The organism is Qipengyuania sp. JB2-7, from assembly GCF_055693485.1.
Genome location: NZ_CM146335.1, coordinates 447,375 through 465,337 on the forward strand (window position 1 = coordinate 447,375; position 17,963 = coordinate 465,337).

Below are 17,963 nucleotides of genomic sequence, written 5' to 3' on the forward strand. Positions count from 1 at the left end.
CCTTCGTCCACAATTACTCACTTCCGTTCAGCGTCTTTTGTTGAATGTCCGCGTTCAATTCAATCCAGTCGGGATGCTGATCCAGAAGTTCAATCACATCTGGCAATCTGAGGTCTTTGGGATTAGGCGCTGCCGCGAAGATTCGCTCGAGAAGCGCAAGATCCTGAGGGGTATCGAGCGTCAATCGGAACCGTGATTGATCGACCTTATTTGCCAAGTTGCCTAAACGAAAACGTTCCGGCTGTGAATAAAGGAATGGTGTGACGTGCTCTCGCTGCACCAGTCCTTCCGCCTCAGCCGATGCCGTCTGCAAGGCGGCCATGGTGAAGAACTCTGCATCTAGACCGCGCGGAAAAGACCGGGTTAGTGTGTTGCTGAGATAGTCATATTCGCCAGAAGAAAACTTGGTCGCCATCAGCGCGAGTATGTCTGGATCAATCAATGGGCAATCAGCGGTCACTCTTATGACTACATCTGCCCTCGCTTCATGCGCCGCAAGCGCAAAACGCGATAGAACATCTGTTTCGCTACCGCGGAAAACACGAGCCCCTGCTTTGCCCGCTTCCTCGCTAGTAATGTTGTCCAGCGGTAGATCGCTTGTTGCAACAACGATGCCGTCAAACGTTCTGACGCAAGACACGCGCTCTACCACCCTTGCCAGTACGGTCTTGCCCGACAGCGGCTTCATAATCTTACCGGGCAGGCGGCTCGAGCCCATCCGAGCCTGAATTATGACAACTTGTCTCATCCGCCTGGTTCCGCGAGCGCCGTCGTCAACGCGTCAACTACACGATCTTGCTGATCGTGCGACATTTTTGGGAAGAGTGGAATGCTCAGTGCGCGCTCATAATACCGCTCAGCACTCGGGAAGTCCCCGGTCTGAAAGCCCAGCCGCCCAAAATCTGGCTGCAGATGGATCGGTATGTAGTGCACATTCGCCGAAACGTCGCGCAGCTTGAGCGCTTCATAAACCTCTCTTCGGCTCTTATTGGTGCGACTTTCATCTATTTCGATCACATATAAGTGATTGGCCGACTGCCGGTCTGGCGAGCGCGGCCTTAACAGAAGAGGCAAGTCGCCGAGCAATTCATCATACCGACAGGCAAGAGCTTCCCGTGCATTGGAAAACTCCTGTAAGCGTTCGAGCTGTGCGCTTCCTAGCGCCGCTTGAATGTCGGTGAGGCGATAATTGAAACCAAGCCCTTGCTGCTCATAGTACCATGGGCCATCCGGCGCATCTTCAAAAATGGCCGCATCTCGGGTGATCCCGTGACTGCGCAGGGCTCGCAACTCCTTGGCGAGGGTCTCGTCATCTGTAAGGCAAAGCCCGCCTTCGCCCGTCGTCACGATCTTCACCGGATGAAAACTGAATACCGAAATATCGGAAAATCTGCCAATAGGCTCGCCTTGATAGGTGGCCCCCACAGCGTGCGAGCTGTCTGACAGAATTTTGAAACCGTACTGGTCAGCCAAGTTGCGGATTTCAGCCAGATCAGCGGGGTGTCCCGCAAAATCCACCGGAATTACGATTGCTGGCAAGGTGCCGGCAGCATCCGCCAATTCCAGCTTCGCTCGCAGGGCCTCGACCGAAATGTTGCGGGTTTCAGGGTCGATATCGACAAAGTCGACCGTGGCTCCGCAGTATCGAGCGCAATTGGCCGAAGCTACAAAGCTGTTGGGAGACGTCCAAACCCGCCTTCCAGGGGCAGCCCCGAGGGCCGCGCAAGCGATATGGAGGCCTGCTGTTGCATTTGAAACTGCGACGGCTTTTTTCGCACTGTGCAGATCGGCAAATCGCCGCTCAAATTTCTCAATCTCTGGACCCTGCGTTAAAAAAGGCGCGCGAAGCACGCGAACGACAGCGTCAATGTCAGATTCTGAGATATCCTGGGTGCTATAGGGAATAGGTGGGTTCATGGGTGACCACTCACAATGACGGGTCGACATGCTCGCGGATCAAAGATCTTAGTTGTTCCACGCTCAGAAAGTCGTCATTTGTACCGCTATCATAGCTGAAGCCCAATGGCGCTGGCTTTGCCCCATGCGCGTCACAAAACTTGCTAAACTGACCGTCCAGCCCTGCAGGCAAAATCGCAAAATAGTCGCCTGCGTCAATTGTATTGGGGCTGTCGCTCTGAGTGATCATTTCTTCGTGGATCTTCTCACCAGGCCTGATCCCGATGACGTCATGTTTGGCATTTGGGTCGATTGCCGTGGCTACATCAGTCACTCTATAAGATGGAATCTTGGGCACGAAAATTTCGCCACCGATCGCTTTTTTAAGGGCGGTTGATACGAGTTCAACCCCACCGGACAACGGAATGTTAAAGCGCGTCATCGTGGGATCGGTAATTGGCAGGACACCTTGGCCTCGCTTAGATAAAAAGAATGGAATGACCGATCCGCGGCTGCCCATTACATTACCATACCGGACCACGCTGAACCGGATATCGCGCGGCCCCTTAATGTTATTCGCCGCAATGAATAATTTATCCGAGCAGAGCTTCGTCGCTCCGTACAAGTTTACCGGTGCTGCAGCCTTGTCTGTGGAAAGTGCGACGACCTTAGACACCCCGGCATCCAGCGCGGCCTCGACAATGTTCTGCGCCCCCATGATATTCGTCTTGATGCATTCAAATGGGTTGTATTCAGCAGTCGGGACTTGTTTCAGCGCCGCAGCATGAATGACCGTATCAGTGCCTTCCATCGCACGACGGACCCGATCAGCATCACGAACATCCCCGATAAAATACCTAAGAAACGGATATTCTTCCTCGGAGAATTCTTGAGCCATTTCAAATTGCTTGAGCTCGTCGCGCGAGAAAATCACTAATCGACGCGGCTTGAATTTGGCTGACACTTCTCGAACAAAGGCCTTGCCGAAAGAGCCTGTGCCTCCAGTTAGAAAAATGGAGGCGTCATCAAAATTATAAGTCATAGAGGTCTCGGTTTATTTTGCCCGCCTAATATCGGTGCCCCAGAGATATGTCGACCCGAGATATGGCCAGCGCGAAAAGATATTGGTTAGTCGCTTTCGGGGTTCAGTTTTGGCTCAGCCATTGCGCCATTTGATCATAGAGCTGCCCCTCCCTTTCTATGGCAAGATTGCAGTCGTGGGCAAGCAGGCTGGATCGAAAAAGCCTACCGCCGATAGAAGGTGCCGCTCGGTTGACCAGCTTAGCTAAGCTGCTGGGGACCTTGATGGCTTTGACCTTGATTCCTCGTGCCTGCGATACAGCTTTCGCAAAATGGTCAAACTCAAATGGCTCGGGGTCAGCTGCAAACGATATACCACTGCGGCTTGACTCAGCGCAATCGATTAGCAGTTCGACCGCCATCGTATAAGTTATCATTGATCGCTGCACCGGGTCGTCCGCCAAGGCAGGCAAGCAACGCACCGTTGTCGCAAGTTTCGCCAGTGGCGACAACGGTCCTGGGCTAGAGCCTGAAAACAAGATTGGTAAGCGCAGGCTTTCAATGGCAAAGTTGGCGCAATTGTGCCTCGCAAGGGCCTTGTCGCCAGCATGCTTCGATTCACCATAGCTGTTTTGGGGCATGGGCTTGGTATCCTGGCCTATATGCTCCTGTTGCCCGTAAAGTGAAAAGCTGCTGACTTGAACCAACTTGGCGATTTTCGTTTTCTTTGCTGCTTCTGCGAGCTGCTGGGGTAATTTCACATTGGCCAGCCACAAGTCCTGTTTGGAGCCCTTCACCATACCCGCCGCGTTGATCACAGCATCACAACCCACGAATAGGTCTTCAGAAATTTGCCCGTCCGCTGGCAGCTGGCGATGTTCAAAACCGGGGATCGGTGACTGACCTGTTCGGGTAACTGCAATGGCTCTGCTGCACCCTAAGTGTTGTAGCACGTGACCCCCCAAAACGCCGTTCGCTCCCACAACTAAGATTTTGGACGCGGTCATTCCTGGCCTTTTGATTCTGCCGCATCGCCATTGCCGCGACCTAGTAACGTAGACCACAAAATCCTGAGATCGCTAAGAAGCGACCAATCGCCAGCATATTCGCTATCGAGCTTTGCAAGTCTATCCGGCGTCGACATGTCGACGCCGTTAACTTGTGCGATCCCTGTTATGCCCGGCCTGAGCGAAAAGACATCATTAGCTCTGCGCTCCTTAGTTAAGTCTTCTTGGACAGCTAGACCTGGCCTTGGGCCGACGAATGACATCGACCCATTGAGTACATTCCAGATCTGGGGAAGTTCGTCCAACTTCAGCCTCCGCATCCATCGCCCGGTCCTCAATACCACGTCGACGTCAACTTCGTGCGACGCCCGGTCGGGTGTGTTTGGCCGCATTGTGCGCAGTTTGTACAATCTGAATGGCTTCTCGTTTCTCCCGAGGCGCGTCTGGACAAAAAATGGAGTTGCTTTGGCCTCTAGGATGATTGGGATACTCGCCAGAATGCAGATAACAACCGCAAAGGGGGCAGCCGACACTGCCAAGACTATATCGAAGGCTCGTTTCATACGGTTAACCCCTGATGGGCCAGACTTTGCGGAGTAAGAGTCAAAGACAGAACTTGTTTCGTCGGTCAAGGGGGACAGAACCGTCGCGCCTTGGAGAAATTGGGCTGCTCCTAAGCCGCCTGATTGTCTCTCATATGATCGAATTCGGGCACAATCTCTTTCAGCATAGCAATCGCTTTGTCTGCATCTGAGCAGTCAGTAAGCGCCTCGATAAATGCGTTCAATTTCTGTTGTGGTAAGAATTCTTCTTTCGCCATCATTATTCTAGGATGTTGAGTGGTTTGAGGGTCTTCACCGATCAGCAGCTCTTCATAAAGTTTTTCTCCTGGCCGCAGACCAACTTCGATAACTTCGATGTCACCATGAGGGCGGCCTTCTTCGCGAACTGACAATCCCGATAGTTTTATCATTGTTTTTGCCATCTCATAGATATGGATAGGCTTGCCCATGTCCAAAACGAAGACTTCGCCCCCTTTTGCCAAACCGCCTGCCTGAATTACAAGGCTTGCCGCCTCTGGGATGGTCATAAAGTATCGATTTACACGTTTGTCTGTAATCGTGATGGGGCCGCCCGCTTCAATTTGAGCGCGAAATAGTGGCACCACGGAGCCACTTGAGCCCAAAACATTACCAAACCGAACCATAGAAAAGTGGGTTCTTCGGGATTCGTGCGCGAGTGATTGAACAATCTGCTCAGCTGCCCGTTTGGTTGCCCCCATAACATTTGTAGGCCTGACGGCTTTGTCAGTGCTGATGAGTATGAAGTCTCTAACCTCATGTCTGGCTGCTGCGGTTGCGACATGATGCGTACCCAATATGTTATTGCGAATACCTTGAATTGGGTTGGCTTCGACCAACGGCACATGTTTGTAAGCAGCAGCATGAAATACGGTGTCGATATCGTAGGTGGTAAATATCTCTTCTAATCTATCGGCGTCCGTCACGGAGCCGAGGGCGGGTATGACAGTTCTGCCTGTATCGTTATCCTTAGGCAGCAGCGCAGTTAGCTCCCGCTCAATCGCGTAAAGCGCGAATTCTGAGATATCAAACAGCACTAGTTTGCGGGCGCCAGCATTCACTATCTGGCGGCACAATTCACTACCGATTGAACCACCCGCCCCGGTCACCAGCACTGTCTTCCCAATTGTGGTCTTCCCGATCAGCAATTGGTTGGGGGCGACAGAATCTCTTCCCAGTAGATCGTCAATTTCAAGAGGCCTGATGTCATTGACTGAGACTGTTCCGCCCACGAGTTCTCTCATGCGAGGCAATGTCTTTACGCTAACATTGTATTCGCTGAGTTCTCTCACAATGTCGCGGCGTCGTTTTCTCGTGGCGCTCGGGATTGCGAGAAGGACATCCGAGATGGATTGGTCAGCGATGACTTTATGCATGTCCTTGTGCCAAAAAACCGGAACACCGTCCAAACGCTGCCCCTTTAGGCGTTTGTCATCGTCAATAAAGCCGCATACCCGCATTTCTGGCTCAGAGCGCATCGCATTGGCGACCTGCAAACCGGCAGAACCCGCCCCATAAATCAGTATCGTGCGCTCCTCACCGAAGGTATTGTTACCCCCGACCAGATCAAAAACTAGATATGGGATTAGGGCTCTGAAACCCAGCACAAGAACAAAGAAGACGATCGGTTGAAGGACGCCGGTCGTTCGCGGAACAGGGGGCACGCCAATCGCCAAAAAAATCACAACCACAATGGTCGAGTAGACGACGAAAACACGAGCAAGTTGCGCTGTAGAGCCCGCTCCGGAAAATCTGAAGATCGTCTTGTAGGCGCCGGCAATGTAAAAGCTAATGACGAACGCGACAGACGCTCCGAGCATGAGCGTCGAGACCGCTTCATTCCACAACGCCCACACGCCCACCCGCACCGAATATGCGATCCACACTGAAAGCATAAGCAATGCCACATCGCAAAGCATGACTATCGAGCGCTTCTGCCAGCGTGGCCTCTGCATTGCCCAATTCAAGGCTGGCAGGAGGAGGCGGAAATTCATAGATATTCCAGTGAAGCAGCCTGCATAAACATCAAATAGAGGATATGATCGTTGACAGGCAAGTGACCCACAATCACCGATTACATTCTCCGGTCAGCTGTATCCGCAATATCCGACTTACACTATGCAATACGCGCAGGTGGGCATGTTTGGATTTCGGATCATCGACAGACTTGCCAAATCTAGGCATTCTAATGCCGCAACTGTTTCCCCGGGAAAACCGTCATCGCATAACTCATCAAATGCCAGTACGGCCCCCTTTTGAAGACGTGGTTTCAAATCCATCAGTGCGGATTTTGTGGGGGCGTATAGGTCCATGTCGAAATATGCCAGGGCGACCAACGCCTCGGGGTGATCCTCGAGGTAACAGGGCAGAGTTTCAGCAACATCACCTTTGCAAATCTCATACTTTTTTATCTGCGGTATCGGAGAGAAGGCTTCGTGTATGTCGAGGATCTCAGAGAGATAGTCTTCGTAGTCTCGCGGCACCGAATAGTCGCCTGCTTGCCAATCGTGGTCATCCTGCGCTGACCGGTCTTCATCGGTGACCCCTGCGAACCCCTCAAAGGTATCGAAGGTTATAATCTTGCGGCTGTAATTGAACGGCTCGTACAAGCCTCGCAGATTCACGAAAGTGGTAGTGCCCGCTCCGTATCGCGAACCAAACTCAAAAATGTAGCCATGAAGGTTTTGAATATGGTGGTACAACTCGTTGAAATACAGGATCCTGCTCATATCCTGACGCCTCTGATATAGCGCAAGGTTGTAGAGTATCTGGCTATCAGGAATGGGCGAATGTTTGAGCAACTCTGCCAGACGGTCCACGGCGGAGCGCTCTTCCGACGTCTTTAGGTTTTTGACGCCATCGATTTTTTTCATGCGAAGAATCCTAAAATTTCGATCAACAGGTAAAACTGAATGTCACAGTGCGTTGATTGTATTGCCGCGTATGACTGCTCGGTACGACTTGGTCCAGGTCTTCTCGAGTTTCCGTCAACGACAGCGGACCATGAATGCCATTGTTCACCTCGTCCAGTTCGCATCCGATGACCCGGCGATCGTTCTTTTCCGCCAATATCCTCACTGAAATACGAGGTTTGGAGTCGCGATGAGGCATCGTGCCGTGAAGAATCGCCGCATGCCAGAAATAAAGTGATCCGGCGGGGCCTGTTAGGCATTCGATCTCATAATTGCGCGTCAGGCCAGAATCGCCAGTGTATCTCGTCGCCATTCCATTTGTTTCGAGCTTATGCGGGAACATGGATGCGCCCTGCTCGTGGCTATTCGGGACGACGTATAGTGGTGAAGTGTCTGCAGTGGTCTCGTCAAGATATAGATACACTGTTACGAAATCGCAGTCACGCGTTTTGAAATCAATAATATCCTGATGGAAGTCTATGCCGTGGAAATAGGTCATATCACGATATTCAGGACGGATAAATGAACCCAAATTTGCAACAGGTTGACCATCAGTCTCTTCGCGAACCCAGTCGGGAAGCCACATATCTGGCACGCCCATGACAAATTTGTGATCCAACACACGCCAAGCAGGCCCCAACACTTCCCCCATACGATCGCCAAAGAAGTCATCTGAGAAAATGAAGTCAGCTTCCATTCTTCCCAGAAGATTTCGTCCAGGCCGCGGGTTGGAGCCTTTCATCGACGTTTGACTGCGAAAAGAATCTTCGTCGAGAAACAGGTCGCTAAAGTCTCTGGTCTTTTCCACATCAGCCAAAAGCTGCCGGCAGAGAGTTGGATCAATAACCTGACCGCAGCTTTCAATCCCGCAATCCTTAAACTTTGGCGCGCCCATTAAATCAATCTTTCTAATTTCGTGATATCACATACGACGGGACTTATAGGGCACTCGCCGAAAATACAACGGATCCATGAGTGACCTTCACTAGCTTGGAGTATAATGCATTTAAAGGCTGCAGTTATGTTTCGTCAACATGACCTTGATCACCGCCGATCAAGTTGTAATCGGGGCCAAGATTTGACTGCGAGGCTACAGTCGAACAATCGCATCGCGTTGAGGCGAATAGAAGCGCACAAGATAGGAGAAAGCCTTGATCGGCGATATTAAACCAACCGTGTGTGTAGTGGGCTTGGGCTATATCGGCCTGCCAACGGCGGCCATCATTGCGCGGGCTGGCTGCCCAGTACTTGGCCTGGATGTCAGCGAGATTGTGGTTGACACCATCAATCGTGGCGAGATCCACATCGAAGAAGTTGACCTCGATGGGCTGGTTCAAGCCGTGGTGCAGCGCGGTCTGCTGAAGGCATCGACCGAAATCGCACCAGCGGATGTTTTCGTGATCGCAGTGCCGACGCCTTTTGAAAAGGACGGGGCACATACGCCGGACACCAGCTACGTCATGGACGCTGCGGCCAAAGTCGCGACAGTGCTCAAAAAGGGCGATTGCATCATTCTGGAATCCACCTCGCCAGTGGGTACAACCGAGGCGATGTGCGATCTGATTGCTGAAGCGCGCTCTGACTTGGCCGTTCCGGGGCGCTGCAATGGTGCACCCGATATATCCGTCGCATATTGCCCAGAGCGGGTTCTGCCAGGTAAGATTCTGGAAGAGCTTACGCACAACGACCGATCAATCGGCGGAATATCGCCGCGCTGTGCCCGCAAGGCGCTGGCGTTTTACAAACGCTTTGTGAAGGGTGAGTGCGTTGTGACTGACGCGAAGTCGGCAGAAATGACCAAGCTGGTTGAGAATGCGTTTCGTGATGTGAATATTGCTTTTGCAAACGAGCTTTCGATGATTGCCGATAAGCAGGGGCTTGATGTTTGGGAAGTCATCCGCCTGGCGAACCGGCATCCGCGTGTGAATGTCCTTCAGCCAGGGCCAGGCGTCGGAGGGCACTGCATCGCCGTTGATCCGTGGTTCATCGTTCACGGGGCACCTGAGGAGGCGAAGATCATCCGTCAGGCGCGTGAGACAAATGACGCCAAGATGCACCATGTCTTGACAAGGGCGACTGCGTTGATTGCCGAGAACCCAGACGCGCAAGTGGCGTGTCTCGGTCTCGCATTCAAAGCGAATATCGATGACTTTCGCGAAAGCCCTGCGCGCTTTGTAGCCGCCTCACTCGCGCGTGAATATGGCGAGCGGATCCATGTGGTTGAGCCCTATGCCGCTGAGCTGCCGCGCGAATTCGAAGGCACCGGGGCGTCTTTAGTCGATATTGATATCGCTCTTGAGCAATGTGGGGTGCTCATTGTGTTGGTCGACCATGATATTTTCAAAGTGATTCCGGCAGAGGAGTGGGTCGGAGCAAAGGTCTACGATACGCGCGGTATGTGGGGTTCGAAGTAGCGTCACAACTTGTGATAATCGCGGAACCAGTCAACAAACTTTGGCACGCCGGAAGCGATCGAGACTGTGGGTTTATATCCAAAGGCATTCACAATATCTTCGATGTTTGCCCAAGTTCTCACGACATCTCCGGACTGCATCGGCAGCATTTGCAATTCTGCCTCGCGGTCGCAAGCGGCCTCAATAACCTTGATTACCTCCATGAGTTGTTCAGGTTTGTTATTGCCGATGTTATAGATTGCATGTGGTTTGGTTGATCCGCCTGGTTTGCCCTCGCCATTTTTCAAAGGTGGCTTTTCCAGACAGGAGATGATCCCAGCGACGATATCGTCAATGTAGGTGAAGTCGCGGTACATTTCACCATGATTGAACACAGGAATAGGGGCGCCGCGCAAAATGCGATCTGTAAATTTCCACAGCATCATATCGGGCCTGCCCCAGGGGCCGTACACTGTGAAAAACCGAAGGCCCGTCAGGGGTAGCGCGTAAAGATGCGCGTAACTCTCGCTCAATAACTCGTTCGACCGCTTAGTCGCTGCATACAAGGAGACGGGGTGATCCACCCGATCCGCAACTGAAAAGGGCCAATTTTCGTTTCCCCCATAAACGGAGCTTGAGCTGGCATAGATCATATGATCCACTTTTTGGTTTCGCGCCATCTCGAGCATGTTCAAGTGACCGACAAGATTTGACTGGCCGTATGCGTGCGGATTTTCGATTGAGTACCTTACGCCGGCCTGCGCACCCAGGTGGACAATATTTCGAATATCATGGTTGGATAATGCTTGCGAGAGCTGTCCTTGGTCGGCGAAATCCACCTCCAAAAACTCGAAGGCACTCCCCAGGCCGGAAAGTCTGTTTAGACGCGCGCGCTTGAGGTTAGGGTCATAATAGTCATTGAGATTGTCAATCCCAATCACTTCGATATCCTGACCCAAAAGTTGAGCAGCGAGCTCGGCGCCGATAAAGCCTGCAGCACCTGTTATTAGAACGCTCATTGTTTTATTTACTTTCTCGCTCGCCCAGTCGCTCTCAACTCACCGAAATATCCGGCGCGTCTTCCTGTTTCATGCCGACGGTGTGATAGCCAGCATCGACATGGTGGACTTCACCGGTCACACCAGCGGACAAGTCTGACAAGAAATACAATCCAGATCCTCCTACGTCGTCGATGGTGACGGTGCGACGTAATGGCGCGTTATACTCGTTCCATTTGAGGATGTAGCGGAAATCACCAATCCCGCTTGCCGCCAGTGTTTTGATCGGACCGGCGCTGATCGCGTTCACCCGGATGTTGTTCGGGCCCAGATCATTGGCGAGATATTGCACACTGGTTTCGAGCGCGGCTTTGGCCACGCCCATCACATTGTAATGCGGGATGACTTTCTCAGCACCATAATAGGTGAGTGTAAGGATTGAACCCCCGCCTTCGCCGGTTTCAGGGTCGTAGGCCGGCATCATCTCTGCGGCGCGCTTGGCCACCGCGACCAGACTGTAGGCTGAGATGTTCATCGTCAGTAAAAAGTTGTCGAGGCTGGTATCGACATATTTCCCGCGAAGCTCATTCTTGTCGGAAAAGCCGATTGCGTGGACAACGAAGTCCAACGTTTCCCAGCGGCTTTTTAGCGTATCGAATGCCGCATCCAGCGCGCTCATTTCAGACACGTCACACTCGAACACAAAATCGCTGCCAAGCTGCTCGGCTAAGGGTGAAACACGTTTTTTCAGTGCCTCGCCCTGATAGGAGAATGCAAGCTCGGCGCCCTCCGCAGCCAGTTTCTTGGCAATGCCCCAGGCCAGCGATTTGTCATTGGCTAGCCCCATGATGAGGCCGCGTTTGCCAGCCATCAATCCGCTCATGCCTTATGTTCCTTCTTCAATTTGGCCATCATCGGTGGTGCCCGCCCGTACAGCCTGCCCCTCACGCGCTAACACAGCGTTTAGCTCTGCGCCGATAACGAGGCCAAGCCCAACAAGCCAGAAAAAGAACAGTGTGACCATTATTCCAGCCAGGCTGCCATAGGTGAGGTCATAAGTGACAAAGCTGCGCAGGACGATTGGCAGGATTGTGGTCACCGTCAACCACCACAGCGCGGTAAATAGCGCACCGGGCCATTTGCGATACCGCCGCTTGCGATAGGGGCTGGGCGTCAGGCTAAGGAAAATGAGATATAATGTCGCAAACAGGCCGATCGCCGGGACAATCCGGCTTAGGCTGAGATCATTGATGCGTCCCAGCAATTGCGGAAAATAGGCCTCAATCATTTGCTGGGCGGCGCCGATGGCGACTTGTGACAAAAGCAACAGAACCAGCAAGAGTACTGCGCCCAGTGTTACCCCCGGACAGCAAGCGATTGATCCAAAAGGCATGTCGCGGTTCAGTGCCATACGCACGGCGGAGGATATCGCGGATGGTTTCCACAAGGCTGCTGGCTGTCCACAAGGCGACGAGCGCACCGACCCATAACAGCCAGCCACTGCGTGCCTCCACCACATCGCGCGCAACCGGCTCGATAACGCCGCGTGCAGTGGGCGGCAGGGCCACCAACACGGCATTGATCGTCATCGCGCGGTCGCTTTGCTCACCAAAGGCCGAGAAGATTGCGGCGCCCAGAATAAAGAATGGGAAAATGGCAAAGATCGACAGGTAAGCCAGATTGCCAGCATGGATGAAGCCGTCATCGTAAGTGCCGACGACGGTTTTTTTGACGATATCCCAGGCACGGGCGAGGCGGCTTGTGGGTCTGATGCTGGCGGCGGCGTGCACGTTTGGGGCGGACACGTCAGCTCAGCTTGCCACGCGGATCGCTGTCATCCTGCCAGCCATCCAGGCGCTTTTTCAACTCGGCCAGATCATCCGGCAGCTGGATTTCCAGCGTCACCAATTGATCGCCGCGCCCGCCGCCCTTTTTGGAAAAGCCTTTGCCCTTGAGGCGCAGCACAGAGCCGCCGTGGGTTCCTGCCTTAATGGTCATCATGACAGCGCCATCAACCGTGGGCACTTTGACCTTGGCGCCGTTTACGGCCTCATTCAGCGTGATGGGCAGATCAAAGCGGACATGATCACCGTCACGCCGATAGAGAAAGTGGCTATCGATATCGATAGTCACAAGGCCGTCGCCGGGGCCACCAGGCCCCTGCTCACCTTTTCCTTTGAGACGCATTTGCGTGCCGCTTTCAACTCCGGCAGGTAGTTTTAGATCTATGGTTTTTCCGTCAGACAGCGTGATCCGCTGAGGTGCGAGCGTGGCCGCATCGACGAAGGGAACGCGCAAGCGATAGCCAATATCAGCGCCTTTGGCAGGCGGCTGGCGGTGCTGTTGGCGACCACCAAATGGGTTGCCTCCCCCGCGTGAGCGACCTCCGCCAAAAAGACCCTCGAATATGTCACCCAAATCCGCGCTATCGCCACCAAAACCCTGAAAGTCCTCAGCTCTAAATCCACGTTGGCCCGTGCCTCCACCAAAGCCGCCGCCCATACCGCCGAACGGGTTGGAAGGATTGCCTTCGCCATCGATCTCGCCGCGATCAAATTGCGCACGTTTATCCTTGTCGGACAGCAGGTCGTACGCTTTGGTGACGTCGGAAAAACGCTCCGCCGCCTTCGGATTATCCGTATTGCGATCGGGGTGCAGCTCTTTGGCGAGCTTGCGATAGGCGCTCTTGATATCTTTTTCAGACGCGGAGCGTGCAACGCCAAGAGTGGAATACGGATCGGCCATAGCGTGTTAGCTAGGTAATGCAGCGACTAGACGCAAGTTCCAAGCTTTCCTGCGATGTGACAAGCAGTTAAGGGCATGAGACATGGATACTCAAAGCGAAATTCCCTCCAGCGACCCATTTGCGCTGTTCGATGCGTGGCTTGCGGATGCAAAAGCGAGCGAACCAAACGATCCCAACGCGATGGCGTTGGCAACCGCGACGCCTAATGGCGCGCCTTCCGTCCGCATGGTTCTGCTGAAAGGGCACGGGTCTGATGGCTTTGTGTTCTACACCAATGCGGAGAGCCGTAAGGGCGGAGAGATCACCGCCAATATGCAGGCGGCATTGCTTTTCCATTGGAAGAGCCTGCGCCGCCAGATCCGTATCGAGGGTCCCTTGGAAGAGGTGACCGAGGCCGAGGCGGATGCGTATTTCCATTCGCGTGCGTTTGTCAGCCAGGTTGGCTCCGCCGCTTCCGATCAATCGCGCCCTCTCGACCACCGCCAAACCTATATTGACCGTGTTGCGGCGCTTGAGGGGCAATGGAGCGAAGCGGGCGAAGTGCCGCGCCCGCCACATTGGACCGGTTTTCGCTTGCGCCCCACAGCTATTGAGTTCTGGCTCGACCGGCCCAATCGCCTGCATGACCGGCGGTGCTTCACTCGTGCGGGTGAGGGCGCGCCTTGGTCGGATACGCTGCTTTACCCCTGATACCTCGCTAGGACGCACCCAATGACCCCCAAACCACAAAAGATTCCTTACTGGCATGTCGATGCCTTCGCTAATCGCCCGTTTACCGGCAATCAGGCAGCGGTGATGGTGCTGGAGGAATGGCTGCCGGATGATGTGCTGGTGGCGATCGGCGGGGAGAATATGTTTGCTGAAACCGCGTTTGTTGTTCGCGACGAGACTGGTGAGGCGGATTGGGAGCTGCGCTGGTGCACCCCGACTTATGAGATTGCGCTGTGCGGTCATGCGACATTGGCGGCGGGGCATGTGTTGCTGGAGCGTGACGCCGAAGAAAAGAGCACTGATCACCTGCGGCTCCGCACCCGCAAATCGGGCATTCTGGAGGTGAAACGGACTGGCGACGGGTATGAGGTTGGCCTTCCGGCAATCCACACGACGCCGCAGCCACACGCCGATGCTGTCGCGGCGCTTGGTGCGGAGCCACTAGAGGTATGGCGCAATGACACGCTCTATAATATTTTCCTGTTTGAAGATGAGGCGACTGTGCGCGGGTTAGACCCAGATCTGCGGGTTCTGGGCGCTATGGGTGTCGATCAGTTTGATTGCACTGCGCCGGGTAAGGATACGGATATTGTCAGCCGGGTGTTCGTGCCCGGAGCAGGTGTGGACGAAGATAGCGTGACCGGATCAGCGCATGCTGCGCTGACGCCGTTTTGGGCCAAGAAGCTCGGGCGGAATGAGTTCACTGCGCATCAGGCGAGTGAGCGTGGCGGAAACCTGACGTGCCGACTGGATGGCGATCAGGTCTGGCTCGGCGGTAAATGCTGCACTGTGGTTGAAGGTGTGTTTTTTCTTTAGTGAGATCACCTGGCCGCGGGTGGCCAAGCACTCAACCAAACTACGGATACAATTCCAAGATATCTGCGACCTCTTGTAGCATCGCCATTCGCTCTTCGCGGTTTGAATGGCCAAGCCGTACCACCGTTAGCTTCTGCTCGGGCGACACAATCACATACTGGCCCATATGCCCAATCATGGCGAAAACACTTTCCGGTGCACGCTCTGGAAATAGTGGATGCTGCGTGTCACTGCCCGGCTCGCGATATTCGCGGTTGAGCCATGTTTGCAGGCCGTAATGCGGCGAAGCTGGACTGGGTTCAAGCATAGCATCGACCCATGCTTTGGGTAGGATCTGTGTATCCTCATATACTCCGCGATTGCGCAATAACTCGCCAAACTTCGCCCAATCGCGCGCATTGGCATGGATCAGACTGCCTCCGATCAGCGTGCCTGAGGCATCATACTCTGAGACGACCGAGTTCATGCCCAAAGGTTCGAACAGTCGCGCTGTAAGATAGTCATCAACCGTTTGGCGTCGGACCTCTGGATCTTCGCTATCAGTCAGCGCCCGCGCGGCAATATCGGCGAGAATCACCGTGGTGTTTGACGAATACTCAAACTTCTCGCCTGGCTCCGCCTCCAACGGCTGCTCTTTGGCCCAGCGCGCCATATTATCGCGGTCGTCGAGAAACAGCATCCGTACTTCGGAACTCTCATAGGGCGGATCCCCCGCCTCGGTGTGATCTAGCCCGGAGCGCATTTGCAAAAGATGGCGCAGAGTGATTTCAGACCGCGCGTCGCCAGAACGCTGCCAACGCGCCACGGGCACAGGCGTGTCGAGGCTCAGTTTGCCATCGGCCACCAGCAGACCAATCAGTGCAGCGGTCACGGTCTTGGCCATTGACCAGCTGATCAGACGTGTCTGCGCATCGTATCCGTCTGCATATCTCTCTGCGACAACCTCGCCATTGTGCATGACCAAAACAGCGCGTGTCTCGCCAACGCCCTCAGCTAAAAAAACTTCTTCAACCGCGCGGGCCAGGGCTTCGCGCGGTGCACCCGATTCTTCGCTGATCGCGGCCAGTGCTTCATCGGTAAGCGGGGCGGGACCGATAGGCTCTGAATCACTACATGCAGCAAGGCTTGTAGTGACCATCAGTGTCGCGATAAGGGCCGGGAAACGAAAAGACATGACACGTCAGTCGCACGGAGATTCCCACTTTGGCAACGCAAAAAAAGACTGGCCTGACTAGGGCGACAGCAAGGCCTCGTGCCCGCCGTTGGCCATGGGCAATTTTGGTGCTGTTTTTCGCAGTTGGTCTGATCTGGTGGTTTTATGGCGTTTCTATCCGCGGGAACTCAGAGACAGCCACGGCCTACATGGCACGGGTAGGATGTTCGTGCCGGTTTGTCGCAGGGCGCGATCTTGATAGTTGCGCCGAGGATAAACTTGCCGGGATGGAACTTGTCACTCTGTCACAGGATATCGAGGCGCAGAGTGTAACGGCTACGATGCCTCTGATAGCGTCTGATACCGCGACGTATCGCGATGGTTATGGGTGCGTTTTGGAGGAGTGGGGTCGCTAGATCTCAGCGGCTAAAGCTAGCTCGCTTGTGCGCTCACCGCCTCGGTCGCATCTATCCATCCGCCGCCAATGACGCGTTCGCCCGCATAAATGACCGCCGCCTGACCCGGCGCAACGCCCAGCTCTGGCGCGTCAAAGCTGATCCGCATTGTTGCGTTATCGCCAAGTGATCCGTCGATTGTGACCGGGACAGGCTGGGCGAGGCTGCGAACTTTGGCTGTGAGTTGTGTGTCGGGAATGGGGCCAATGCGGTTGGTTTCGATCACGGTCGCGCTCTCAACCGCCAGCAGCCGACGCGGCCCAACGCGTACCTGGCGGTTATCGGCATCAATGCCCACCACATAAAGCGGTTCTGCCTGCCCACCGATCTCCAGCCCGCGGCGCTGGCCCACCGTGTAGTGGATCACGCCCTTATGCAGTCCTAGAGTTTCACCGGTCTGCGCGTGCACGATGTCTCCTGGTATGCCGCCTTCGGGTCGCATCTTCTCGACGATCTTGGCGTAGTTGCCATCGGGTACAAAGCAGATATCCTGACTGTCAGGTTTGCCCGCATTACGCAGGCCCGCAGCCTCGGCCAGCTCGCGCACCTGCGTTTTGGGCATGCCTCCTAAGGGAAACCGCAAATAGTCCAGCTGGTCTTCGGTAGTCGCATAAAGGAAGTACGACTGATCGCGCGCCGGATCATGGGCGCGGTGAAGCTCAACACCGGCTGGCCCTATCACCCGGCGTACATAGTGCCCGGTTGCCAGGCAATCGGCACCAAGCTCGCGCGCCATTTTGAACAGATCGGTGAACTTCGGCCCCATATTACAACGGATGCATGGGACAGGTGTGCGGCCAGCGAGATATTCATCCGCGAATTGCTCGACCACATCTTCGCGAAACGCGCTTTCATGATCGAACACGTAATGCGCAATGCCCAACGCATCGCATACAGCGCGGGCATCGCTAATGTCATCGCCGGCACAACATGCGCCTTTGCGTCCGGTTGCCGCTCCATAATCATAAAGCTGCAGCGTGATGCCGATCACTTCGGCTCCGCTGGTCGCAGCAAGTGCCGCGACGACGGAGCTATCGACCCCGCCGGACATTGCGACGACGATCCGGCATTCGCTCGCAGCTCGGGGTAAATCAAACAGCGCGGCGGCATGATCTTGTGGCAGGATGGAAGAGAGAGAGGTGGCATGAGCCATAACGATTGCGCCCTTACACAGGCTTCGCGAAGGACTCCAGAAGATGTTTACACCTGTAACATCTTTTCGAATCCGCGATTCCTTCACAGTCTCTTTACCACACTTAAGCTATAGCGAATCGC

Annotated in this window: 17 protein-coding genes and 1 pseudogene; 4 read left to right on the plus strand and 14 right to left on the minus strand. The window is 54.3% G+C overall.

The features are described 5' to 3' along the window. Window positions 1-13 precede the first annotated feature (13 nt). The 8 genes from ACZ1GM_RS02170 to ACZ1GM_RS02205 all read right to left on the minus strand — a co-directional run bounded on the left by ACZ1GM_RS02170 (window position 14) and on the right by ACZ1GM_RS02205 (window position 8,311). Window positions 14-748, minus strand: coding sequence for a cytidylyltransferase domain-containing protein (locus tag ACZ1GM_RS02170; RefSeq protein WP_472677560.1), 735 nt, complete (start codon window positions 746-748; stop codon window positions 14-16). Next, window positions 745-1,917, minus strand: coding sequence for a UDP-4-amino-4,6-dideoxy-N-acetyl-beta-L-altrosamine transaminase (pseC, locus tag ACZ1GM_RS02175; protein ID WP_472677561.1), 1,173 nt, complete (start codon window positions 1,915-1,917; stop codon window positions 745-747). Before pseC ends, ACZ1GM_RS02170 begins: the two co-directional genes overlap by 4 nt. Before the next feature lie 10 nt (window positions 1,918-1,927). Further along, window positions 1,928-2,938 carry a UDP-N-acetylglucosamine 4,6-dehydratase (inverting) gene (gene pseB, locus ACZ1GM_RS02180; protein WP_472677562.1) on the minus strand — a complete coding sequence of 337 codons (1,011 nt, stop codon included), beginning with the start codon at window positions 2,936-2,938 and terminating at the stop codon, window positions 1,928-1,930. Window positions 2,939-3,041: 103 nt separating this feature from the next. Further along, entirely contained in the window at window positions 3,042-3,923 is an 882-nt protein-coding gene (locus ACZ1GM_RS02185; protein ID WP_472677563.1) for an NAD-dependent epimerase/dehydratase family protein, read from the minus strand. Continuing rightward, window positions 3,920-4,486, minus strand: coding sequence for a sugar transferase (locus ACZ1GM_RS02190; protein ID WP_472678606.1), 567 nt, complete (start codon window positions 4,484-4,486; stop codon window positions 3,920-3,922). The genes ACZ1GM_RS02185 and ACZ1GM_RS02190 overlap by 4 nt, the downstream gene beginning before the upstream one ends. Window positions 4,487-4,596: 110 nt before the next feature. Further along, window positions 4,597-6,360: a polysaccharide biosynthesis protein gene (locus ACZ1GM_RS02195; RefSeq protein ID WP_472678607.1), complete on the minus strand. Its 1,764-nt coding sequence runs from the start codon at window positions 6,358-6,360 to the stop codon at window positions 4,597-4,599. A gap of 255 nt (window positions 6,361-6,615) precedes the next feature. Continuing rightward, window positions 6,616-7,377, minus strand: coding sequence for a hypothetical protein (locus tag ACZ1GM_RS02200; RefSeq protein WP_472677564.1), 762 nt, complete (start codon window positions 7,375-7,377; stop codon window positions 6,616-6,618). A 22-nt stretch (window positions 7,378-7,399) separates the two neighbouring features. Further along, window positions 7,400-8,311, minus strand: a complete 912-nt coding sequence (locus tag ACZ1GM_RS02205) for a phytanoyl-CoA dioxygenase family protein (RefSeq protein WP_472677565.1) — start codon at window positions 8,309-8,311, stop codon at window positions 7,400-7,402. A 256-nt stretch (window positions 8,312-8,567) separates the two neighbouring features. On the opposite strand from ACZ1GM_RS02205, the gene wecC reads away from it, so the two are divergent. Further along, window positions 8,568-9,830 carry a UDP-N-acetyl-D-mannosamine dehydrogenase gene (gene wecC / locus ACZ1GM_RS02210; protein WP_472677566.1) on the plus strand — a complete coding sequence of 421 codons (1,263 nt, stop codon included), beginning with the start codon at window positions 8,568-8,570 and terminating at the stop codon, window positions 9,828-9,830. A gap of 2 nt (window positions 9,831-9,832) precedes the next feature. Here the strand turns inward: wecC and ACZ1GM_RS02215 are convergent, their stop codons facing one another. The 4 genes and pseudogenes from ACZ1GM_RS02215 to ACZ1GM_RS02230 form a co-directional block, all read right to left on the minus strand. Then, entirely contained in the window at window positions 9,833-10,828 is a 996-nt protein-coding gene (locus tag ACZ1GM_RS02215) for an NAD-dependent epimerase/dehydratase family protein (RefSeq protein ID WP_472677567.1), read from the minus strand. Between the two features lie 34 nt (window positions 10,829-10,862). Next, on the minus strand, window positions 10,863-11,690 hold the full coding sequence (gene fabI, locus ACZ1GM_RS02220; protein WP_472677568.1) for an enoyl-ACP reductase FabI: 828 nt from the start codon (window positions 11,688-11,690) through the stop codon (window positions 10,863-10,865). A gap of 3 nt (window positions 11,691-11,693) precedes the next feature. After that, window positions 11,694-12,612: pseudogene (locus tag ACZ1GM_RS02225) on the minus strand (YihY/virulence factor BrkB family protein). Window position 12,613: 1 nt separating this feature from the next. Further along, a complete protein-coding gene (locus ACZ1GM_RS02230; protein WP_472677569.1) occupies window positions 12,614-13,552 on the minus strand; it encodes a DnaJ C-terminal domain-containing protein in 939 nt (312 codons plus the stop codon). Window positions 13,553-13,634: 82 nt separating this feature from the next. On the opposite strand from ACZ1GM_RS02230, the gene pdxH reads away from it, so the two are divergent. Both pdxH and ACZ1GM_RS02240 read left to right on the plus strand, forming a co-directional pair. Beyond that, window positions 13,635-14,243, plus strand: a complete 609-nt coding sequence (gene pdxH, locus ACZ1GM_RS02235) for a pyridoxamine 5'-phosphate oxidase (protein ID WP_472677570.1) — start codon at window positions 13,635-13,637, stop codon at window positions 14,241-14,243. Window positions 14,244-14,264: 21 nt separating this feature from the next. Next, window positions 14,265-15,080, plus strand: a complete 816-nt coding sequence (locus ACZ1GM_RS02240) for a PhzF family phenazine biosynthesis protein (RefSeq protein ID WP_472677571.1) — start codon at window positions 14,265-14,267, stop codon at window positions 15,078-15,080. A gap of 40 nt (window positions 15,081-15,120) precedes the next feature. Here the strand turns inward: ACZ1GM_RS02240 and ACZ1GM_RS02245 are convergent, their stop codons facing one another. Next, complete coding sequence (locus ACZ1GM_RS02245; RefSeq protein ID WP_472677572.1) at window positions 15,121-16,254, minus strand: serine hydrolase domain-containing protein; 1,134 nt, start codon at window positions 16,252-16,254, stop codon at window positions 15,121-15,123. Between the two features lie 107 nt (window positions 16,255-16,361). Between ACZ1GM_RS02245 and ACZ1GM_RS02250 the strand changes: the two genes are divergently transcribed. Then, on the plus strand, window positions 16,362-16,649 hold the full coding sequence (locus ACZ1GM_RS02250) for a hypothetical protein (RefSeq protein WP_472677573.1): 288 nt from the start codon (window positions 16,362-16,364) through the stop codon (window positions 16,647-16,649). Window positions 16,650-16,665: 16 nt separating this feature from the next. On the opposite strand, the gene mnmA is transcribed toward ACZ1GM_RS02250, so the two are convergent. Next, entirely contained in the window at window positions 16,666-17,841 is a 1,176-nt protein-coding gene (gene mnmA, locus ACZ1GM_RS02255; protein ID WP_472677574.1) for a tRNA 2-thiouridine(34) synthase MnmA, read from the minus strand. Window positions 17,842-17,963: the final 122 nt, after the last annotated feature.